The organism is Stieleria mannarensis (genome assembly GCF_014154935.1).
Lineage (GTDB): Bacteria > Planctomycetota > Planctomycetia > Pirellulales > Pirellulaceae > Stieleria > Stieleria mannarensis.
Genome location: NZ_JACEHH010000012.1, coordinates 140,854 through 157,694, shown reverse-complemented (window position 1 = coordinate 157,694; position 16,841 = coordinate 140,854). Strand labels below are relative to the sequence as shown.

The 16,841-nt window shown below is 58.6% G+C and carries 11 protein-coding genes; 4 read left to right on the top strand and 7 right to left on the bottom strand.

Annotation, left to right across the window (positions count from 1 at the left end; translation table 11 throughout):
- Window positions 1-221: 221 nt before the first annotated feature.
- The 3 genes from H1B37_RS10580 to H1B37_RS34360 form a co-directional block, all read right to left on the bottom strand.
- On the bottom strand, window positions 222-944 hold the full coding sequence (locus H1B37_RS10580; protein ID WP_182866605.1) for a hypothetical protein: 723 nt from the start codon (window positions 942-944) through the stop codon (window positions 222-224).
- 235 nt (window positions 945-1,179) lie between these two features.
- On the bottom strand, window positions 1,180-1,407 hold the full coding sequence (locus H1B37_RS10575; protein ID WP_182866604.1) for a hypothetical protein: 228 nt from the start codon (window positions 1,405-1,407) through the stop codon (window positions 1,180-1,182).
- A 35-nt stretch (window positions 1,408-1,442) separates the two neighbouring features.
- The gene (locus H1B37_RS34360; protein ID WP_220498146.1) at window positions 1,443-2,108 is read right to left on the bottom strand and encodes a CsbD family protein; all 666 of its coding nucleotides are present in this window, start codon (window positions 2,106-2,108) and stop codon (window positions 1,443-1,445) included.
- Between the two features lie 262 nt (window positions 2,109-2,370).
- Here H1B37_RS34360 and H1B37_RS10565 point away from each other — a divergent pair, with 262 nt between their 5' ends.
- A complete protein-coding gene (locus H1B37_RS10565) occupies window positions 2,371-3,576 on the top strand; it encodes a cation:proton antiporter (RefSeq protein ID WP_220498145.1) in 1,206 nt (401 codons plus the stop codon).
- A gap of 241 nt (window positions 3,577-3,817) precedes the next feature.
- Here the strand turns inward: H1B37_RS10565 and H1B37_RS10560 are convergent, their stop codons facing one another.
- The 4 genes from H1B37_RS10560 to H1B37_RS10545 form a co-directional block, all read right to left on the bottom strand.
- Window positions 3,818-6,127 carry a glycoside hydrolase family 2 protein gene (locus H1B37_RS10560; protein ID WP_182866603.1) on the bottom strand — a complete coding sequence of 770 codons (2,310 nt, stop codon included), beginning with the start codon at window positions 6,125-6,127 and terminating at the stop codon, window positions 3,818-3,820.
- A 130-nt stretch (window positions 6,128-6,257) separates the two neighbouring features.
- Window positions 6,258-9,734: an endo-1,4-beta-xylanase gene (locus H1B37_RS10555; RefSeq protein WP_286177607.1), complete on the bottom strand. Its 3,477-nt coding sequence runs from the start codon at window positions 9,732-9,734 to the stop codon at window positions 6,258-6,260.
- 57 nt (window positions 9,735-9,791) lie between these two features.
- The gene (locus H1B37_RS10550) at window positions 9,792-11,246 is read right to left on the bottom strand and encodes a BNR-4 repeat-containing protein (RefSeq protein WP_182866602.1); all 1,455 of its coding nucleotides are present in this window, start codon (window positions 11,244-11,246) and stop codon (window positions 9,792-9,794) included.
- A 172-nt stretch (window positions 11,247-11,418) separates the two neighbouring features.
- On the bottom strand, window positions 11,419-12,309 hold the full coding sequence (locus H1B37_RS10545; RefSeq protein WP_182866653.1) for a helix-turn-helix domain-containing protein: 891 nt from the start codon (window positions 12,307-12,309) through the stop codon (window positions 11,419-11,421).
- A gap of 165 nt (window positions 12,310-12,474) precedes the next feature.
- On the opposite strand from H1B37_RS10545, the gene H1B37_RS10540 reads away from it, so the two are divergent.
- From H1B37_RS10540 to H1B37_RS10530, 3 genes are all read left to right on the top strand, one after another.
- On the top strand, window positions 12,475-13,833 hold the full coding sequence (locus tag H1B37_RS10540) for a DUF1593 domain-containing protein (protein ID WP_220498144.1): 1,359 nt from the start codon (window positions 12,475-12,477) through the stop codon (window positions 13,831-13,833).
- A 321-nt stretch (window positions 13,834-14,154) separates the two neighbouring features.
- Window positions 14,155-15,249, top strand: coding sequence for a pectate lyase (gene pelA / locus H1B37_RS10535; RefSeq protein WP_182866601.1), 1,095 nt, complete (start codon window positions 14,155-14,157; stop codon window positions 15,247-15,249).
- Window positions 15,250-15,252: 3 nt separating this feature from the next.
- A complete protein-coding gene (locus H1B37_RS10530) occupies window positions 15,253-16,722 on the top strand; it encodes a nucleoside hydrolase-like domain-containing protein (protein ID WP_182866600.1) in 1,470 nt (489 codons plus the stop codon).
- Window positions 16,723-16,841 lie beyond the last annotated feature (119 nt).

The window sequence follows — 16,841 nt, the reverse complement described above, 5'->3', positions numbered from 1 at the left end:
CGCGGCAGCGGGATCGCACTTTTCGTGCCAAACGTTAGGAGATCTCGACACGGGGTCGCGATGCAACGTGTGCTCGACGACACACACCATAGCGAATCAAACCGGCGTCTTACCGCCGGGGCAGCCATACACCTCCGCGTTGACGAAACTGGCTTCGGGGCTCGCCAAGGAGACATACATTGGCGCGAGTTCGGCTGGCTGAGCGCGACGAAGTCCCACTGCTAGGGAAGTCTGCCAGAGAAGTGTTCCGCGATCGCTTCGCGGGGAATGGACAGCAAGTCAACCGCGATCTCCGCGGCAATCACTCTTCCCTTTGTCAGCCAAGCCGAGGCGAACGCCCAGACCGCAATCCACTCCATCCAAAACAGAAAATTAAATCGGTTCAATTGCTGCTTGAGCGAGATCGGGGCGAAGAACAGATAGGCGCCCATCGCGACCATGCTGAGCAGGATGACCAGGCCGCTGCTCCGGTAGATGAAGTTGCGTTCCCAAGGATGTGGTTCACCTTCGACCGGATCACGCGTTGATCGCGGAAAGTGGTACAGCGAATAGCATGCGAGCGTAAGAAAAAACACTCCCCCGCTGATCGTGTGCAGGTAACCGACCAACGACCGTTGCAATAAGGGATCGCTGCCCGGGTCCAGCGGGAACAACGCGACGCCGAATGCAGCAGCAGACCCCACGTTGGCGGTCCAGTTTTCGATCCAGTCGTGACCGCGATAACACAGCAAGAAAACTGCGATCGCGCACATGGTCCCGACGAAGATGTCACGCATCGCGGTATGGTAGTAGCTGCTGATATTTTCCTGGAACGGAATTCCTGCGAGCCAGCCGATCGGTCCGAGAACGATCGGCAACAGGAAGCCACTGATTCCGACAGCTCGTCGGATACCGATGAAGGAAAGAACCAACGCGTTGGCGCGGGTCGATAGTTCAGGAATCATTCAGCCGACCTTACGTATCGATCACGACGTGGACGTCGCGTTCATTTTCAATGCCGTGTGCAGCGATGCGATAACCGACCACCACGCCATTCTGCCAACCGTTGGACCGCACTCCGCCTCCGCAGTGATCCGGCACCTCGTCTGACGGAGGCGGTTAGGCGGTCGATGACCAACTCGCTTTGGAGTTTCGACGCGCCAATGGGGCTGACGTTCGTCGTAGACTCCCCTTGCGTGGCTAGCCACGCAGTTTCCAACCCACCAGAAGGCCAAGGCCGAAACACCACATGGCGGCAACATCCGGTTTGTCATTCGCGTAACCTCGCAGCACTCCGAGTAGGTCCTTCGCCGGTTCGGCGACGAAGTGCTGGCCGGCCTGCTGCAATTTGTCTGCGGCAATCTGTGCGGCCTCCGACCGGTTTTGTGTCGTGTCACGCTGTGCCGTTTGGGTCGATTCTGAACTCATTGATTCGATTCCTTGTTAATGTGAAAGGTAGGTGCTCAGCTACGCCAGCCGTTTCGCCAGGATGGCTCGGGACGTTGTGCCGAGGCGATGCCCAAGCCGACCATCACACCCGCGATCATCCCGACGGTAAAGGCGGCGACGACCGACTCGATTGGTCGCTCAGCGACCGCTTTGGCCGAAGCTTGATAACTTGCGCGAGCACGCTCAGACAAATCGTTGACGTAAGCCTCTGCCTGTTCGCGACTCTGGCCGGTTTTTTCTTCGATCAGACCGATCAGTTTCTGGAAACTGCCTTCGGTTTGGCGGATATCATCATCTGAGATCTCACCGTATTTCTGCTGTACGGCTCCGCTCACTTGGCGGAATTGCCCGTGAATTTGTTGGCTGGTAGCCATCGAATCTTTTTCCTCGCGTACGAGTTGTGATGTGGGCATCAGGTGCCCGACCGTTGCGGCTTGTCCGCAGTGCATATGACATACCAAACGCATATGACATGCCAAACGCATATGACATGCCAAACGCCAGCGATCGTCACGTCTTGCTGATCGAGACCGATGCGTGTAGACCAGCACGTCAGGCCAGTTGTTGGAATGCGTTTGATGTCGGCACTGACCCACTGGCTTAGAGACCTGCGATTGGCTGAGCGACTTTGCACCAGCCTGATCGCTTGCCGATCCGAACGGACTCGTCGCCTCGTCCACGCCCCCAAATACCAAGCTGCGGCGGAAGCGTTACGTCCCGGCTAGAATTGCCCCGCCTCGTCGGGCCTTCGTGACCGATATCGGGTAGGATCATCCGAGCGACGGATGATCGATTTTGCCCCCGGCGTGACCCGATGTTCAACTCTATTGCCCGTTGTCGTCGGTTTCTGATCGGTGCGTTTTACCCGTGGTGGGTCAAAAAGGAACCGGCACGGGGGTGGCACGTTGGGAAAAGAAGTCGTTTACGCAGAGGAGATCCGAATTGTCTCTTGTCGCCGAGGTTGCACCGACGAATCATAGCGAAGCCGATGGGTTGATCGTCGTCGGTCTTTTTTTGTTGGCGGGGTTCGCCGCGCACGTGCTGGGAAAACGCGTCCACGTTCCCCGTATCACCTTGCTGCTGTTACTCGGGTTTCTTGCCGGCCCCTCTGCTCTCGACCTCATTCCGTCGAAAGCATCAGACTGGTTCCCCCTGGCGACCGAGCTTGCACTTAGCATGATTGGTTTTCAATTGGGCGAACGATTTCTGGGCAAGAAACTTCGCGAGACAGGAAAGATTGTCCTCTCCATCTCGTTGGTTGATGTGTTCCTGGCCGTGATCATTGTTTTCGTCTGTCTGGTTGCCGTGCAAACGCCATTGGCGATCGCACTGCTGATGGCAAGCCTGGCTCCTGCGACGGCACCAGCAGCAACGGTTGATGTCGTGCGAGAATCGGATGCCAAAGGCCCGGTGTCGGACACGGCGCTCGGTGTCGTGGCCATTGATGACGCATGGGGTGTGATGCTCTTTAGCATCCTGTTGCTTGTTGCCCAAGCACTCACGGGGCAGAACGCTTCCGGCGCGATCGTCCTGGATGGCGTTCGCGAGGTCGGTGGAGGTGTTCTGCTTGGTGTCGTGCTTGGCTTGCCGATGGCTTGGCTGACCGGTCGCATTCGTCCGGGAGAGCTGACGTTGGTTGAAGCGATCGGATTTGTCTTGCTATGCGCTGGGATCGCGATGCGGTTTGAGCTTTCGTACGTTTTGGCGTGCATGGCAATGGGGGCAACCGTGTCGAACCTGGCCACACACCACGAACGTCCGTTTCACAGCATCGAGCAAGTGGAGCAGCCGTTTCTGATCACTTTCTTCTTACTGGCGGGATTTCAATTTCACGTCGCCTCGATCGGGACGATGGGGCTGGCCGGGGTGACCTATATTCTTGCACGGAGTCTGGGACGACTCGCCGGAGGGTACTTGGGAAGCAGGCTTGGCAGGGCTCCGAGTGTTGTTGCCACACATATCGGATGGTGCCTGTTGCCTCAGGCAGGCGTTGCACTCGGCCTGGGGTTGATCGTCGCCGAACGGTTTCCAGAGCTCGGCTCACAGGTCCTTTCCACCGTGATCGGTACCACGATCGTGTTCGAGGTCATCGGCCCCATCGCGACGCGATGTGCCTTGCGGCACGCCGGAGAGATACCAGAGCCCTAGAAGTCCTGAGCCTCGTCGGGCCCGGGGGTTGCGTAGGCCGGGCCGATTCGCGCGGGTCCCCTTTGCGCGGCTGGGTTCCGGTCAGGAAGTAATCGCCGTCGGGTCCGAGCGTGATGTACGGATCACGAATCCAACCGGCTTTGATGTACAGCGCTCGATCGTGTGATTGCAGCCCGGCGCGGATGGTGTCGGCGTCCATCACCGGGCCGGGTTCGCGGTCCGTCGGGACTTCGCGAAATGCCTACTTGCCGAACCGATCGGCTGCGCCCGCTTGTCGGGGTGTTTCGACGAACAGCCTTCGGTGCAATTCGGCAAGTTCCTTGGCGGGAATCTTGATCACCTTGCGGTCATAGGTCATCAAGCCGTTGATTTCGCCTTCGACATCGGTCGTCTGGGTGTAGACACCCGCGGCAATCCCCTTGCTGCGCAACTCGTTAAGCATTCGCAACGAGGTGACGTAGCGTTCTTTGTATTCGGCGGCGTTTTTTGGCAGCCCGCCGTATCCCCAGTTGCGTCGATTCGCATCCCACAGGTGTCCCTTGACGGGATAGCCGTGTCCGCCGAATTCGCCCATCACTTTGATGTAATCGTCGAAGCGTCCTCCGGCTCCTTGGTCGAACGGAAACTTCGGATGCGGGTAACTGTGTGCATCGACGATGTCACCCACCGGCCAAAAGTTTCCGCCGCTGGCGATATTGATCAATCGTGACGGATCCCGCTTGATGGTCCACTCGCCAACCTCCATGGTTTGGTGTTGCCCCCAGGCCTCATTGAACGGCACCCAGCTGACGATCGAAGGATGGCTTTCCAGCGCCGTGATCATTCGGTCCAGTTCCAGCATGAATTGCTGGTGCTGGTCGGTGGGCCAGTTCGCGTCCACGGGATCGGGTTTCAGACGTGTCCACGCCGGCCAGGCGTCGCCGACGCCGCCGCTGACGTGATCTTGCCAGACCATCATCCCCAGCCGGTCGCAGTGATAGTAGTACCGCCGCGGTTCGACTTTGATGTGCTTGCGGATCATGTTGAAACCGGCGTCCTTGAGCCACTGGATGTCGAACAGCATCGCCTCGTCCGAGGGCGGAGTCAGCAGCCCATCGGGCCACCATCCCTGGTCGAGTGGCCCCCAATGAAAGACGGTTTCGCCATTAAGCGTGAATCGCCAGTGCCCGTCGGCGTCCTTGACTTTGCCGACCGAACGGATGCCCGCGTAGGAGCCAGCGGTGTCAACGGGGCGATCATCGGGGCCGAGTAACGAGACCTCGATGTTGTACAAGTGGGGAGCAGCCGGAGACCAGAGTTTTGCGTCAGGGATGTTCAATTCGATCGTGTCGCCGCCGCGCCGGTGGGCGACGATCGAATCGCCGTCTTTGACAACCACCACGACACCGCCGTCGCCTTTGATTTTGGGAGCGACGGTGATCGTTCCCGCTTCGGCGGACGTCGTGATCTTGAGGTCTTCGATGTAGTTCCGAGGAACTTCTTCCATCCAGACCGTCTGCCAGATGCCCGAAACCTGCGTGTACCAGATGCCGCGGGCGTCCAGCACTTGCTTGCCCCGCAACTGATACTCTTCGGTCGCGTCTTCGACTCGCACGACCAGATCGTTCTTTCCGTCGTTGGTCGCATCGGTAACGTCAAACGAAAACGGGGTGTTCCCACCGGTGTGAGAGCCAACCGAAATGCCGTTGACGAAAACTTCACAACGGTAATCCACCGCCTCGAAATTCAACAGGAGACGTTTTCCGTCCGTTTTGTTTGCGTTGAAACTGCGGCGATACCAGAGGGCTTCGGACGCATCGAGCAACCGCTCTGCCCCACCAAGTTTTGATTCCAGGCAATAGGGAACCAGGATCTTTCCGTCGAACTGCGACGGCGTGTCTTTGGAATCGATCGGCGTGATGGCGTAGTCCCAGTGGCCGTTCAGGTTGGTCCAGTTGTCGCGCCGGAGCAACGGCCGCGGGTACTCCGTCCAGGCGTTGTCCGCGGTGACGGCTTCGCCCCACTTGGTGATCAAATGCGACACAAACGGTGTGGTGCTGCGTTTCGGCTTGGGCAGTTCGGGAACGTTGTCCGCGTCGACCAAGTGCACGTCGATGAATTGCCCGCCGCCGGTTTGTTTGCAGTGAACCGCCATCACATTCTTGCCGGTTGTGAGCGCCGAAGGCTTACCCGCCACGAGCGGGACGACGATGTACTTGGTCGTGAACTGCTTCAGGTCGGCGACTTGTACTCCGTTGATGTAGACTTGAGCGTCTTCATCGTGATGAATCAGCAGCGCGGGCTTGTCGGGGACCGAGGGGAGATCGAATGATTTCCGCAACCAAATGTTGTTGGTCGCCCAGGTCGTGCCGACGCGCGAACCCGGTGTGTCGCGCGTCCCAAACCCGCCGAAACCTTCCTGCCACCCCGCATCGTCGAAATCCGCTTGATGCCAGTCTTCGGCCGGCCGGCCGAGCGTGTACCGCCACTGGTCGACGACTCCCTGGCCGTGGCTGAAGGATGTGAACAGAGCCAGCAGAACGCTGGCGACGATGGATGTCCTACGTATCATTTCGCTACCTCGACGGGAATTTCAAAGCCGCCTCTTCACCGCGACGCGCTAAAGGCTTTTCAGTTTTCCATCGTACAAGAATCCACGGTCGTGACCATGAGATGACACGTTGATGTGATGAGATCTGTTGTCATCGAATCCCCGGGTTCCCGGTCGGCGGCGGTGCTTGGTCCTCTTCGCGAGGCGGGCCAAGAATCTGCTGCAAAACGGGACGCAGCGCCGCGGCCCAAATCTCATAGCCGGGTTGGTCCAAGTGCAGGCCGTCGGATGAAACCGCCGGTAATAGTCGGCCGTTGGGGCCAAGCAATTTTGCGTTGATGTTGACCCAATGAATCCGATCGTCGTTTCGGCTGGTCAATTCCAGCCGCTTGTTGATTGCTTCGATGGCGTCGCCGAGTTTGGGGTTCTGATCCCGGGGAAACATGGCGGTCAAGATGATCGGGATGTTGGGGAATCGTGATCGGAATTCTGCGATGATTGCCTGGATCCCCTCAACAACGTCGTCCACATGCTGCGACTGTGCCGGGCCGCTCCATGGCAAATTATTCGCCCCGGCTTGCAAGCAAATGACTTCTGGAGCAATCCCGTCGAGCTCTCCATTTCGCATCCGCCACAGGATGTGATGCGTGTTGTCGCCACCCCAGGCAAAGTTGGCTGCATTCCAACCGTGGAAAGCACGCTTCCAGTGTTCCAGCAGGGCGGGGTAGTCTGTGGCGCCCCAGCGCCGTGTGATCGAGTCGCCCTGAAAGTAGACGTCGATTTCTCCTTGCTTGGACTTGGCGACAAGTTGCCGATGTGCCTCACGTGAATTCGGATCGTCACGCTTCCACGCGGCATGACCATCGGCATCGCCTTGCGGCTCGGTTTTTGATCCGGCCAGCAGATCGTAGACGGCATGAAACGCGGGCTTGGGACGGCGATCGCGATCGAACAGCAATGGATGATTGACGCGTTTCCAGGGAAAGTCATTCAACCAACTTTGTCCGTCGTGCAGGTTCCAAAACGAGACACGTGCGATCACGTCGCTGTACTCGTCAAATAATTTGAACAGCTCCACATACTGGTCCGTCATCTGCTGTTGGATCTCCGGCGGCATCCCGTCCTTGTAAGGATCATAAGAAACGAGTTCATCTCGATACTTTCCGCCCTCGGCCCACCAGCGGCCGCGTTTGACCACATCGATGTCCAATTCCGATACGACCACCTGGATCTCCAGTTCACGGAGGGCATCGAAGGTCTCGCGCAGCTCGGCCAGCGAGTTGTCACCGAGTTCAAAATGCCCCTGCATGCCATACGCATCCACGGGAGCACCGGCGGCTTTGAGCTCGGTGAGAAATTCGATTAACTTTTTTCGCTTGTCCGGCTTGTGGCCGTTGTAGTCGTTGTAGATCAACAGCGCATCGGGGTCGGCGGCCCGCGCGGCCTTGAACGCGGTGACGATGAAGTCGATGCCGGTGGTGCGCGAATAGACCGAATCGCGCAGCATACCGGCGTCGCTGTCGCCGATCGCCTCATTGACGACGTCCCACATGGTTGCGACATCGGCATACCGTCCGACCACGGTATTGATGTGAGACTCGATCCGCTCGAGAAGTTTTTTACGCGAGACCGGTTGCCCCGCTTCCTCCATCATCCAGGGATCGGTGCGGTCATCCTTGGCCCAGACGAGGCAATGACCGACCATTTCCAGATCGTTCTTGCGGACAAAGTCGGCGAATTGGTCGGTCGGCCCGAACTCCCAGCGGTCTTCTTCGGGGTGAATCCCTTGCGGCTTCATGCAGTTTTCCGGGGTCAGGATTTGGAAATGCCTGCGAATCAGGGCGGCATCTTCGGGATCCTGGATCACCAGGTGGCTGACGCCGACGCCGATCTTGAACCGATCACCGACGGCGGCCTTGAGAGATTTTTCGGAAGCGACTCCTGCGGTTTCGAGCGCCGTTGGACCGAGGGGATAGGTTGTGATGAAAACCTTGTCGAGCAGCGCTCCGTCTTCGCGATACGCCATCGTCAACGTGTGGTCACCCGGTTTCAGGTTCACACTTGTCAGCTTGGCCCATTCCCAACCGGTCGTGCCCAAGCCGTTGGCGGCCGTGAACGGTCCGTCGTCGATCTTGATCCAGAAGGAGTCGTCGTCGGGTGAAGGACAGTTCACTCGCGCGAACAGGTAATACTTTGCGTCTCGCGTGATCGTAAATGGGATCGTCACCGCTGCTGATTCGCCGGCGGGAGCCGCTTGTGGACTATTCTGCCCCGATCGGACCGTTAGATACTTTCCGCCCGACGCTTGGGGATCGCGATGGACACGCCAATCGGAACCGTGCTTGGCCGATTCGACTTCGACGTCAATGCTCTCGACATCGGTCGCATCGGGCATCGGGAAGGTTGACGTCCCGGTGCTCCACCCGTCGTACCAGAACTCATGCTCCACGTCCTCGAACGGATGTTTGGTGATCGATGTGTTGACGTCCATTTTGCCGAGCAGGAACTTGTCAACGAACGCCTCCACCTCGGGGCGTTGGTTCTCGGGAAGCCGGCAGTGCGGATGGTTCCCGACGATCGAGAATCCGAACCGGTCGGGGATCCCGAAGGTCTTCCACACCTGATGTGCGGCACGACAGGAGACATAACCGGACTGATCGGCCAGCCATTCGTAGTCGGGGTTGCCGAGCACCAACAGCGCACGCGGCGCGATCATGGCCATCAATTCATGGTGATCATAAGGCAGTTTCTCGACCGCGTTGGAAAACCGGAACATGTCTTCGGTGAACCAGGCGCGGCTGGTTTTTCCGAGCGTTTCGACGTTGCCCAGTGTTTCCGAAACACGCCATGCCGCCGCGCCGCCGCCGCCAGATTCCTGAGCGATCGTCAGTGCAATCCGTTCGTCGAGCGCGCCGGCAAACAACGCCATCTTTCCGGCGAACGAGCATCCGGTGACGGCGAGGTGTTTGCGATCGATGGGAAGGTCATCTTCGACCAGTTCCAAACCGTCGATGATTCGACTGATGCCCCACGGCCACGCGCTGTAGGCGCCGATGGAGGTCTGGTCGGGGTAAAGCCGGTTGATCGGCTCTTGGCCCCGCTTTTGTGTGTGGGACATCACCTGGGCGAAATCAAATGGGATCATGGCGATCTTGCGACTGGTGAAAATGTCCGGCGGCAGGCTTCCGCTGCCGAATCCGACGCCGATCACAGCCGGAAACGGGCCGTCACCTTCAGGAAGGTTCACCTTGGCGGTCAGCGTCAATGTTTCCCCGTTCTCGGTCACCGTGACGGTCAACGTGCCGTCGTCAAACGTCGCGGCGATGCCACCCGGCCGCGGCGGCTTTTTCCCGATGCCGTAGTGCTCGATTTCGGCTTTGATTTCCGAGCGGCGACGACTCCAATCGTTGAACTCGGTGCAGCGCCCGCCTCCATCGGACCACGCAAACGGATCAGGCAGGGGCCGGACGATCGGCAGTTGCTCGTAGGTTGGCAACACCGGGGCCGCAAACTCCGCCCCCGTGTGCTCGGTGTCGTAGACCAACGGCACGTCCTGAGCCGGGGACGCTGCCGTCGCGAAGGCAGCGAGCATCAGCGACAGAAAACCGATTCTGATGTTTCTGTTCATAGAATCATCGATAAAAGGGAGGGGATTGATCGAATCGAAGGATCCAATTCAGGGGGATCACTGAGTCGGCGGCAGAATCGTGGCCACGACCGCGGTCGTCCACTCGCCATGATTGTGAACGTAGCGACCGCGCATCCACACGATCGCGGTGCGCTCGTCGCGCCACTTCGGGACGATCGGCCGCAGGTTGTCCTCTGTCGAGTTCGCCGTGACCGGACTCCATTGCCATGTGTTTCCGCCATCGGTCGATCGGCCGCGGTAGATTTCGTAGTGCCGCTGTTGATCCGCCGGACTGATCAGTGGAGCACCGGTCACCGGGTCGGCGTTGGTTGAGATGAAGACGGTCGTCGGATCGTAGGGGTGGATCGCGGCCAGTCCCGGATAGTCATCTTCGAACGGATAAAGGCGCTTACCGGCGTACGCGATTTCGCGCTGCTTCCATTGGCGACCGTCCCAGCGGGCGTAGTGATAACGCAGGTCATCGCCGCCTTGTCTGGGCGGCAGGCCGCGTCCGTCTTTCTGCACCGAGAACAGGATCACGGGGTGTTTCTCGTTGTCGAGTTCGATGTCGGTCATCCAGGCAACGTTGTCCGGATCGCCCTGAAAGACACGCGTGAAGTCCCAGGTTCGGATCTCGGTGTCCATGTCCGAACTGAGGGAGGCGACGACGGAACCATCGCTATGGCACAGTTGGCGATCGCGCACCAAGCCATGGTACAGACTGTTGTCAAAATTTCGCGGGTGATCTTCCGTCGCGACGAAGTGGATCGTGTCTCCGTCCTGGACGTACTTCAGGTAGGGGCTGTATCCGTCGCGTCCCTTCATGACGCGACCGCCATAGGTCCAGCTTTCGCCCTGATCGTCGGAATACATGTAGTTCGGGTCATGGCCGACGCCACGGTAGAAATTGTAGATCCGTCCCGAAGAGAACCGAAACAGGTTGGAATAGGTGACACTATCACCCCCGAATCTTTCGGCGCGACCGGGAGAGTTGAACACCGTCGCATCGCCCCAGGTCAATGGATCGTTGGGCGCGGAGTGCCGGATATAGATTTTCAGTTCAGCGCCGTGCTTGGTGTAGATGCACAGGTATCTGCCATCGGGCAAGGCGAGAAAGGCCGGGTTGTCGTGGTCGTCCTGCTCGAAGTGTTGATGCAGAACGGTCTTTCCGGTCTGACCGCTTTGAAGATCATGCACGGCGACTTCGACGTTGCCCCAGTTCGGGTCATTTTGCCCCGAACCCCAGCTTTTCACCGCACGGACCGAGCCGACAATCAGTTTGTCACGGTCGACGATCGCCCGCTCGTCCATGAACCACGACCAGGCGCCGTTGTCGTTCAATCGGATCAGTTCGCCGGCGACGAAGTTGGCTTCCGAGGGCGTGGACTCAGTGCGCGTGGACTCAGTGGGCGTGGACTCAGTGGGCGTCGGCGATGTGGTCTGTGCATACAACGTTCCGGTCGACAACAAGATTAGACCGACAATCGCGGACAGGGTGATTGGTTTCGACATGGGACAAGTCTCCGTCAGGCGATGGGGACGAATGGGGCAATCAAATCGACAGTGATACCATGACCTAACTACGCTTGATGCGAGCGTGGAAAACGCCGGGGATTCACCTTCTGGCGAAGGTAGCTACGTTGAAACGCTGATCTTCAATGCCTTTTGCGAAACATGACTTTGTTTAGCAATCTGTGAGCGGCACACGACAGCGTTTGCGAAAACTTCTCGGCGTCGTTCCGGTTATGTCCTTGAACGCCCGGTTGAAGCGGCTTAACGAATCGAATCCCGACTCCAACGCGATATTCAGGATCTGTTCGTCGCTGGTGACCAGCAACCGCTGCGCTTCGGCGACTCGATGGCGTGTGATCAATGTATTGAGTGTCGTTCCGAACGTTTTTCGAAAAAGCGTGGCGGCATAGTCCGGATGCAGGTCGACGCATCGAGCGATGTCCTTGATCGGCAGACGTGATTTGAAATTCCTTGCAATGTAGCACGCCATCACTTCCGCCTTTCCAAGGTTTGCCGACGCTTGACTGCGTTTGGATTCGGGATCGGGACGAATGACTTGAGGACTTTGGCGGTGGGAACGGGCCAGACGCAGCAAGCGTGCCTTCAATTCCAACAGCACGATCTCACGCGATGCATTCAGACGCGATTCATCATCGGTGTCCAACAAATCATCATGCCACTGCGCGAACTGCAACTTGTCGCAACGTGATGTCTCTGCGTCCGATTCATCACAAATGACCTTGCCGATGATCAGTTGCATTTGTAGGTCCTCCGGAAGCCCCCACTGCAAAAACCATCCGAACGGAATGGTCATCACATAATATTGCGTGACGTCATGGAATTGCACGATTTGGTGGGGAACGGCCGCCCAGAAAAGCGTCACGGTTCGCGCCGCGACGGTGACTCGTTTGCCGCCGATCAGATAGGTGAGTTCTCCCTGGTCGAGAAAATTGATTTCGATTTCGTCATGGCGATCGGGCCGCGGCATCCGTTTGGGCTCCCAGATTTCGCAGGTGAAGCCGTACGGGGCAAATTCGGGTCGTTGGGTGTCAAACTGCCGCATTTCCTCAGGATAGTGCAAGTTCCTGCCGCTATCGAGGGAGAATGTGCTGGATTCTTCTGTAAATTGACTGGCAACCCCCCCCTCCCCGATCGTGCCAATTCATCTGCAGAGAATGATATGAGTCCAAACCGCCCACCGATTGCGTGTTTCCGTTGGAGCCTCGCGATGCTGATGGCCGTTGCGTTCACACGCACCTGCGACGCGGAGTCCCTGAAGCCACGGGTGCTGGTCCTGACCGACATCTCGACTTGGGAAACCGACGACCATGAATCATTGATTCGGTTACTCGCTCATGCCGACCTGTTTGAAATCGAAGGGCTAGTGATCACGACCGGCTACAGCATCAAGACGCTTGAAAAGTCTCCCGAACGCGGCTTTATCGACATCGCGCGAGGCGTCGTGGACGCCTACGACCGGGACTTGCCCAACCTGATGAAGCGTTCGGCGCAGTCGGGCCATGCGGCCGATGATGCTCGTCAGCCGATCGGCTACTGGCCGAGCGCGGATTACCTGCGCGAGCGGACGGTGCTGGGCAGCCTGAATCGAGGCAAAGCGTTCATCGGCGACGACAACGACTCACCGGGCAGCGATCTGATCATCCGCCTTGCCGACCAGGAGGATCCGCGGCCGCTGTGGATCACGGTTTGGGGCGGCGGCAATACACTCGCCCAGGCGATCTACCGGGTCCAAAAAGACAGGGCCGAGGATCAGTATCGAGCGTTCCTGGGCAAGCTTCGTGTTTATGCAATTACCGATCAAGACCGCAACTACCGCGGTGAAGGATTGGAGGTCAGTTCGCATGGTTGGATCGACCAACAAACCGGAGACGACCTGCGGTTTCTTTGGGACGAGTGTGCGTGGAAGCAACACAATGCGATCGGAAAGAAGAATTGGGACGAGTATGCAACACACATCCAAGGGCACGGGCATTTGGGCAGTCAATATCCGAAGTACGCCTATGGAGTCGAAGGCGACACGCCGGCGTTCCTTTACCTGTTGCCCAACGGCCTGAACGACCCCGAAGATCCGACTCAGGTCAGTTGGGGCGGGCACTTCAAAGAACAGTCCGACAACCTGTGGCGAGAAGCGGATTCTTGCGCCAAGTCTTTTCAAAGATTTTACCCCGCCGCTTTTAACAACTTCGCCGCACGGATGGACTGGGCCAAGAACGGGACCGGCAACCGCAACCCGATCGTGGTGGTCGACGGCGACGACGGGGTCAGGGTGCTGATCAAATCCGCCGCGGCCGGCAGTTCGGTGACGCTGGATGCTTCGAAGACGACCGACCCCGATGATGACAAGCTGACGTTCAAATGGTGGGTGCAACCCGATGCCGGCACGTACGACGGAAGCATCGGAATTGCTGACCACGATTCGAGCAAGGCAACGATCAAGATCCCTTCCGACGCCGCCGGCAAACGATTCCATGTCATATGCGAAGTCACTGACGATGGCACGCATCCCTTGAGCAGTTATCGTCGAATCATTTTTGAGCCCGCCGTGGGAGTGCCCGCGCGGCTCTAACAATCGCCCTCCTGGTCGAAGGGGCGAGCCCAGCGAGGGCATCGACACCAAGTTGAGACTTGAAGCCATTAAACACGTGAAGACACCCTCCCTTCCAGGGAGGGTCGCGGAGGAGTGAGCGACGACGCGGGGAGGGTTTGCTGTGGCTAGGATTCACTTCAGCACGATGAGTCGACCCTCCCCTCGCTACGCTCGACCCTCCCTGGCAGGGAGGGTGAAGTCGTAAACTCCTGCTATTTCGTCAGTTCAAAAACCGCTCGACCTCAAGCTAGGTGACAGCGATCGCCAGAGCGTGGAAATGTACAAAGCGAGAAATCACTCATGAAGTCCTGTGAAAACCAGACCGTTGTCTACTTTTTGTTGCAAGTAGCACTCTGCCTGAGTTCTTTGTTCCTGGGCGGAGATGCCGTCGCGCAAGTTTCCTTCAGCAAAAACCTGCTCAAGAAGGACGATGCCTGGTTTCGCTCGAAAGAAGCCGGGGCGATTGCCGACAGCGTGATGGCGTACCAGTCACCGCAAGGCGGTTGGCCCAAGAGCACCGACCTTGCCAAACGACCTCGGTCACCAAGCGAGATCCCACAGCCTGGCGACAGTCGTGCCAATAGCCTGGACAACGACGCGACGACCGTTCCGATGCAGTTTCTCGCTCGGATGGCACACGCGACCGGTAAAGCGACGTACCGTGAATCGTTCTTACGCGGCGTCGACTACCTGTTGGCCGCCCAGTACGACAACGGCGGTTGGCCGCAGTTTTGGCCGCTGCGCAAGGGATATTATTCGCACATCACCTACAACGACGGAGCGATGGTTCGCGTGATGGAAGTGTTGCGCGAGGTCGCCGCCGGCAAGGCCCCCTATGACTTTGTCGATGCCGAGCGGCGCGAGAGGGCCAGCCAGGCAGTGGGACGTGGGATCGAATGCATTTTGAAAACGCAAATTCGGCAAAACGGAAGATTAACGGCCTGGTGCGCACAGCACGACGCAAAGACGCTCCAACCGGCGTGGGCGCGTGCTTACGAACCGCCCTCACTGTCCGGCAGCGAATCGGTCGGCGTTGTGCGTTTCCTGATGAAGATCGACGACCCTACGAACGAGATCATCGCGTCGATCGAAGGGGCCGTCGATTGGGTTCGGGAGGTGCAAGTAAACGGATGGCGTGTCGAAAGCTTCAACAATCGCGACGGTCGCTCCGACCGCAAACTGGTCGCCGATCCGGATGCGTCGCCCCTTTGGGCACGTTTCTACGAATTGGAAACGAACCGCCCCCTGTACCTCGATCGCGACTCCGTGTTCCGCTATGACTACAGCCAACTCAGTCACGAACGCCGCAACGGTTATTCCTACCTTGGCAATTGGGGACAGTCGCTGTTGGAAAAGGACTACCCACGCTGGCGTGAAAAACGCGAAAGAGATTGAAGCATGTTTCGACGACGATCCGGAAAGTGTCACCTAGGCGTCGCGACGCCCGACAGAGCGTGGGAAACACAGGCGAACCACCTTCTGGCGAAGGTCGCTACGTTTCGGTTGACGACCAACTATGGGCGTCGTCGGCGCACAGGAATTTGGCTGCTGTGTTGTGCCCTGTGTCTTGCGATCGGCTCATTCTGCGATGCCCAGGAGCAATTGACAGACACCGCGGCAGCCGGCGACCGCCACCGCGTGGTTGTCTCCACCGACATCGGCGGTACCGATCCGGATGACTTCCAGTCGATGGTTCACCTGCTGGTCTACGCCGACGTGCTGGATCTCGAAGGCCTGATCGCGTCGCCCTACGGCGAAGGCCGAACGCGCGACATCTTGAAGGTGATCGAGTGCTATGAGACGGACTATCCGAATCTGAAAACCTATTCGGATCGCTACCCGACACCGGATGCGTTGCGCGCGATCACCAAGCAAGGAGCAACCGAGCGTGCGCCTTACGCGGGGTTTGCCAATGCGACAGAAGGTTCACAATGGATCATCGACTGTGCGCGGCGGAACGATTCGCGGCCGCTGCACGTGCTGGTTTGGGGCGGCCTGGAGGACCTCGCGCAGGCACTCCACGACGCGCCGGAGATTGCGTCAAAGTTGCGCGTGTATTGGATCGGCGGCCCCAACAAAAAATGGTCGCCGGATGCGTTCCAGTACATTGTCGATCGGCATCCAACGCTATGGATGATCGAGTCCAACGCGACCTATCGCGGTTGGTTCAGCGGCGGAATCCAATCGGGCGACTGGGACAATGAACGCTTCGTCGCGCGGCACATCCAGGGACAAGGCTCACTCGGCGACTTCTTTGCCCGTCAGAAAACGGACATCAAAATGGGCGATTCGCCGTCGGTCGGTTGGTTGCTGCAGGGAGATCCCCATGACCCAATGTGTCCCGGCTGGGGCGGTTGTTATGTCCGGGCCTGGAAACGACCTTACCTGCGACTGGAACGTATGCCCAGCGAGTCGGATCGAATCGAGGTCTTCGGAGTTTTTGAGCTGGCCTTGCCGATCGGCGACGATGCTCCCCACTCGCCGACGTTCCTGAAAGTCGAAAACCAGCGGCTTTCCGGCTACGTCGCCGGTGATGGCACGATGCGATTTCGCTTCTGTCCCAAGGCTGCCAAGGCGTACCATTTTCGGATCGAAAGTGACACCAAAACACTCGACGGTTTGACCGGATCGATCACGGCTTATTCCCCCGATCCAAAGATTGCGACAACTCCCGACGTCCAGCTGCCGAACTGGTGGACCGATGATTTATCGCCCTCGGTCTCCGAAGGACCACACAGCGGTGCGAAGACGGTCAGTCGCTGGCGTGAGCAGTTCCTTGGCGACTTCGCCGACCGCATGCGGCGATGCCGATTGCCGTCGAACACCGATAACGCGGCTCATCGAGGAACGGGCAAGGGAGGTCCGTGAGGGGGCAAAACAATGGGGCAAAACAATTTAGCTGCGCCGGTGAATCCCATTGAACGCCGGTCCGACGTGCTGGTGTCCAGGCTCTGGCCGCCCCCTGTCGCTGCGTCGCTGCGACTCGG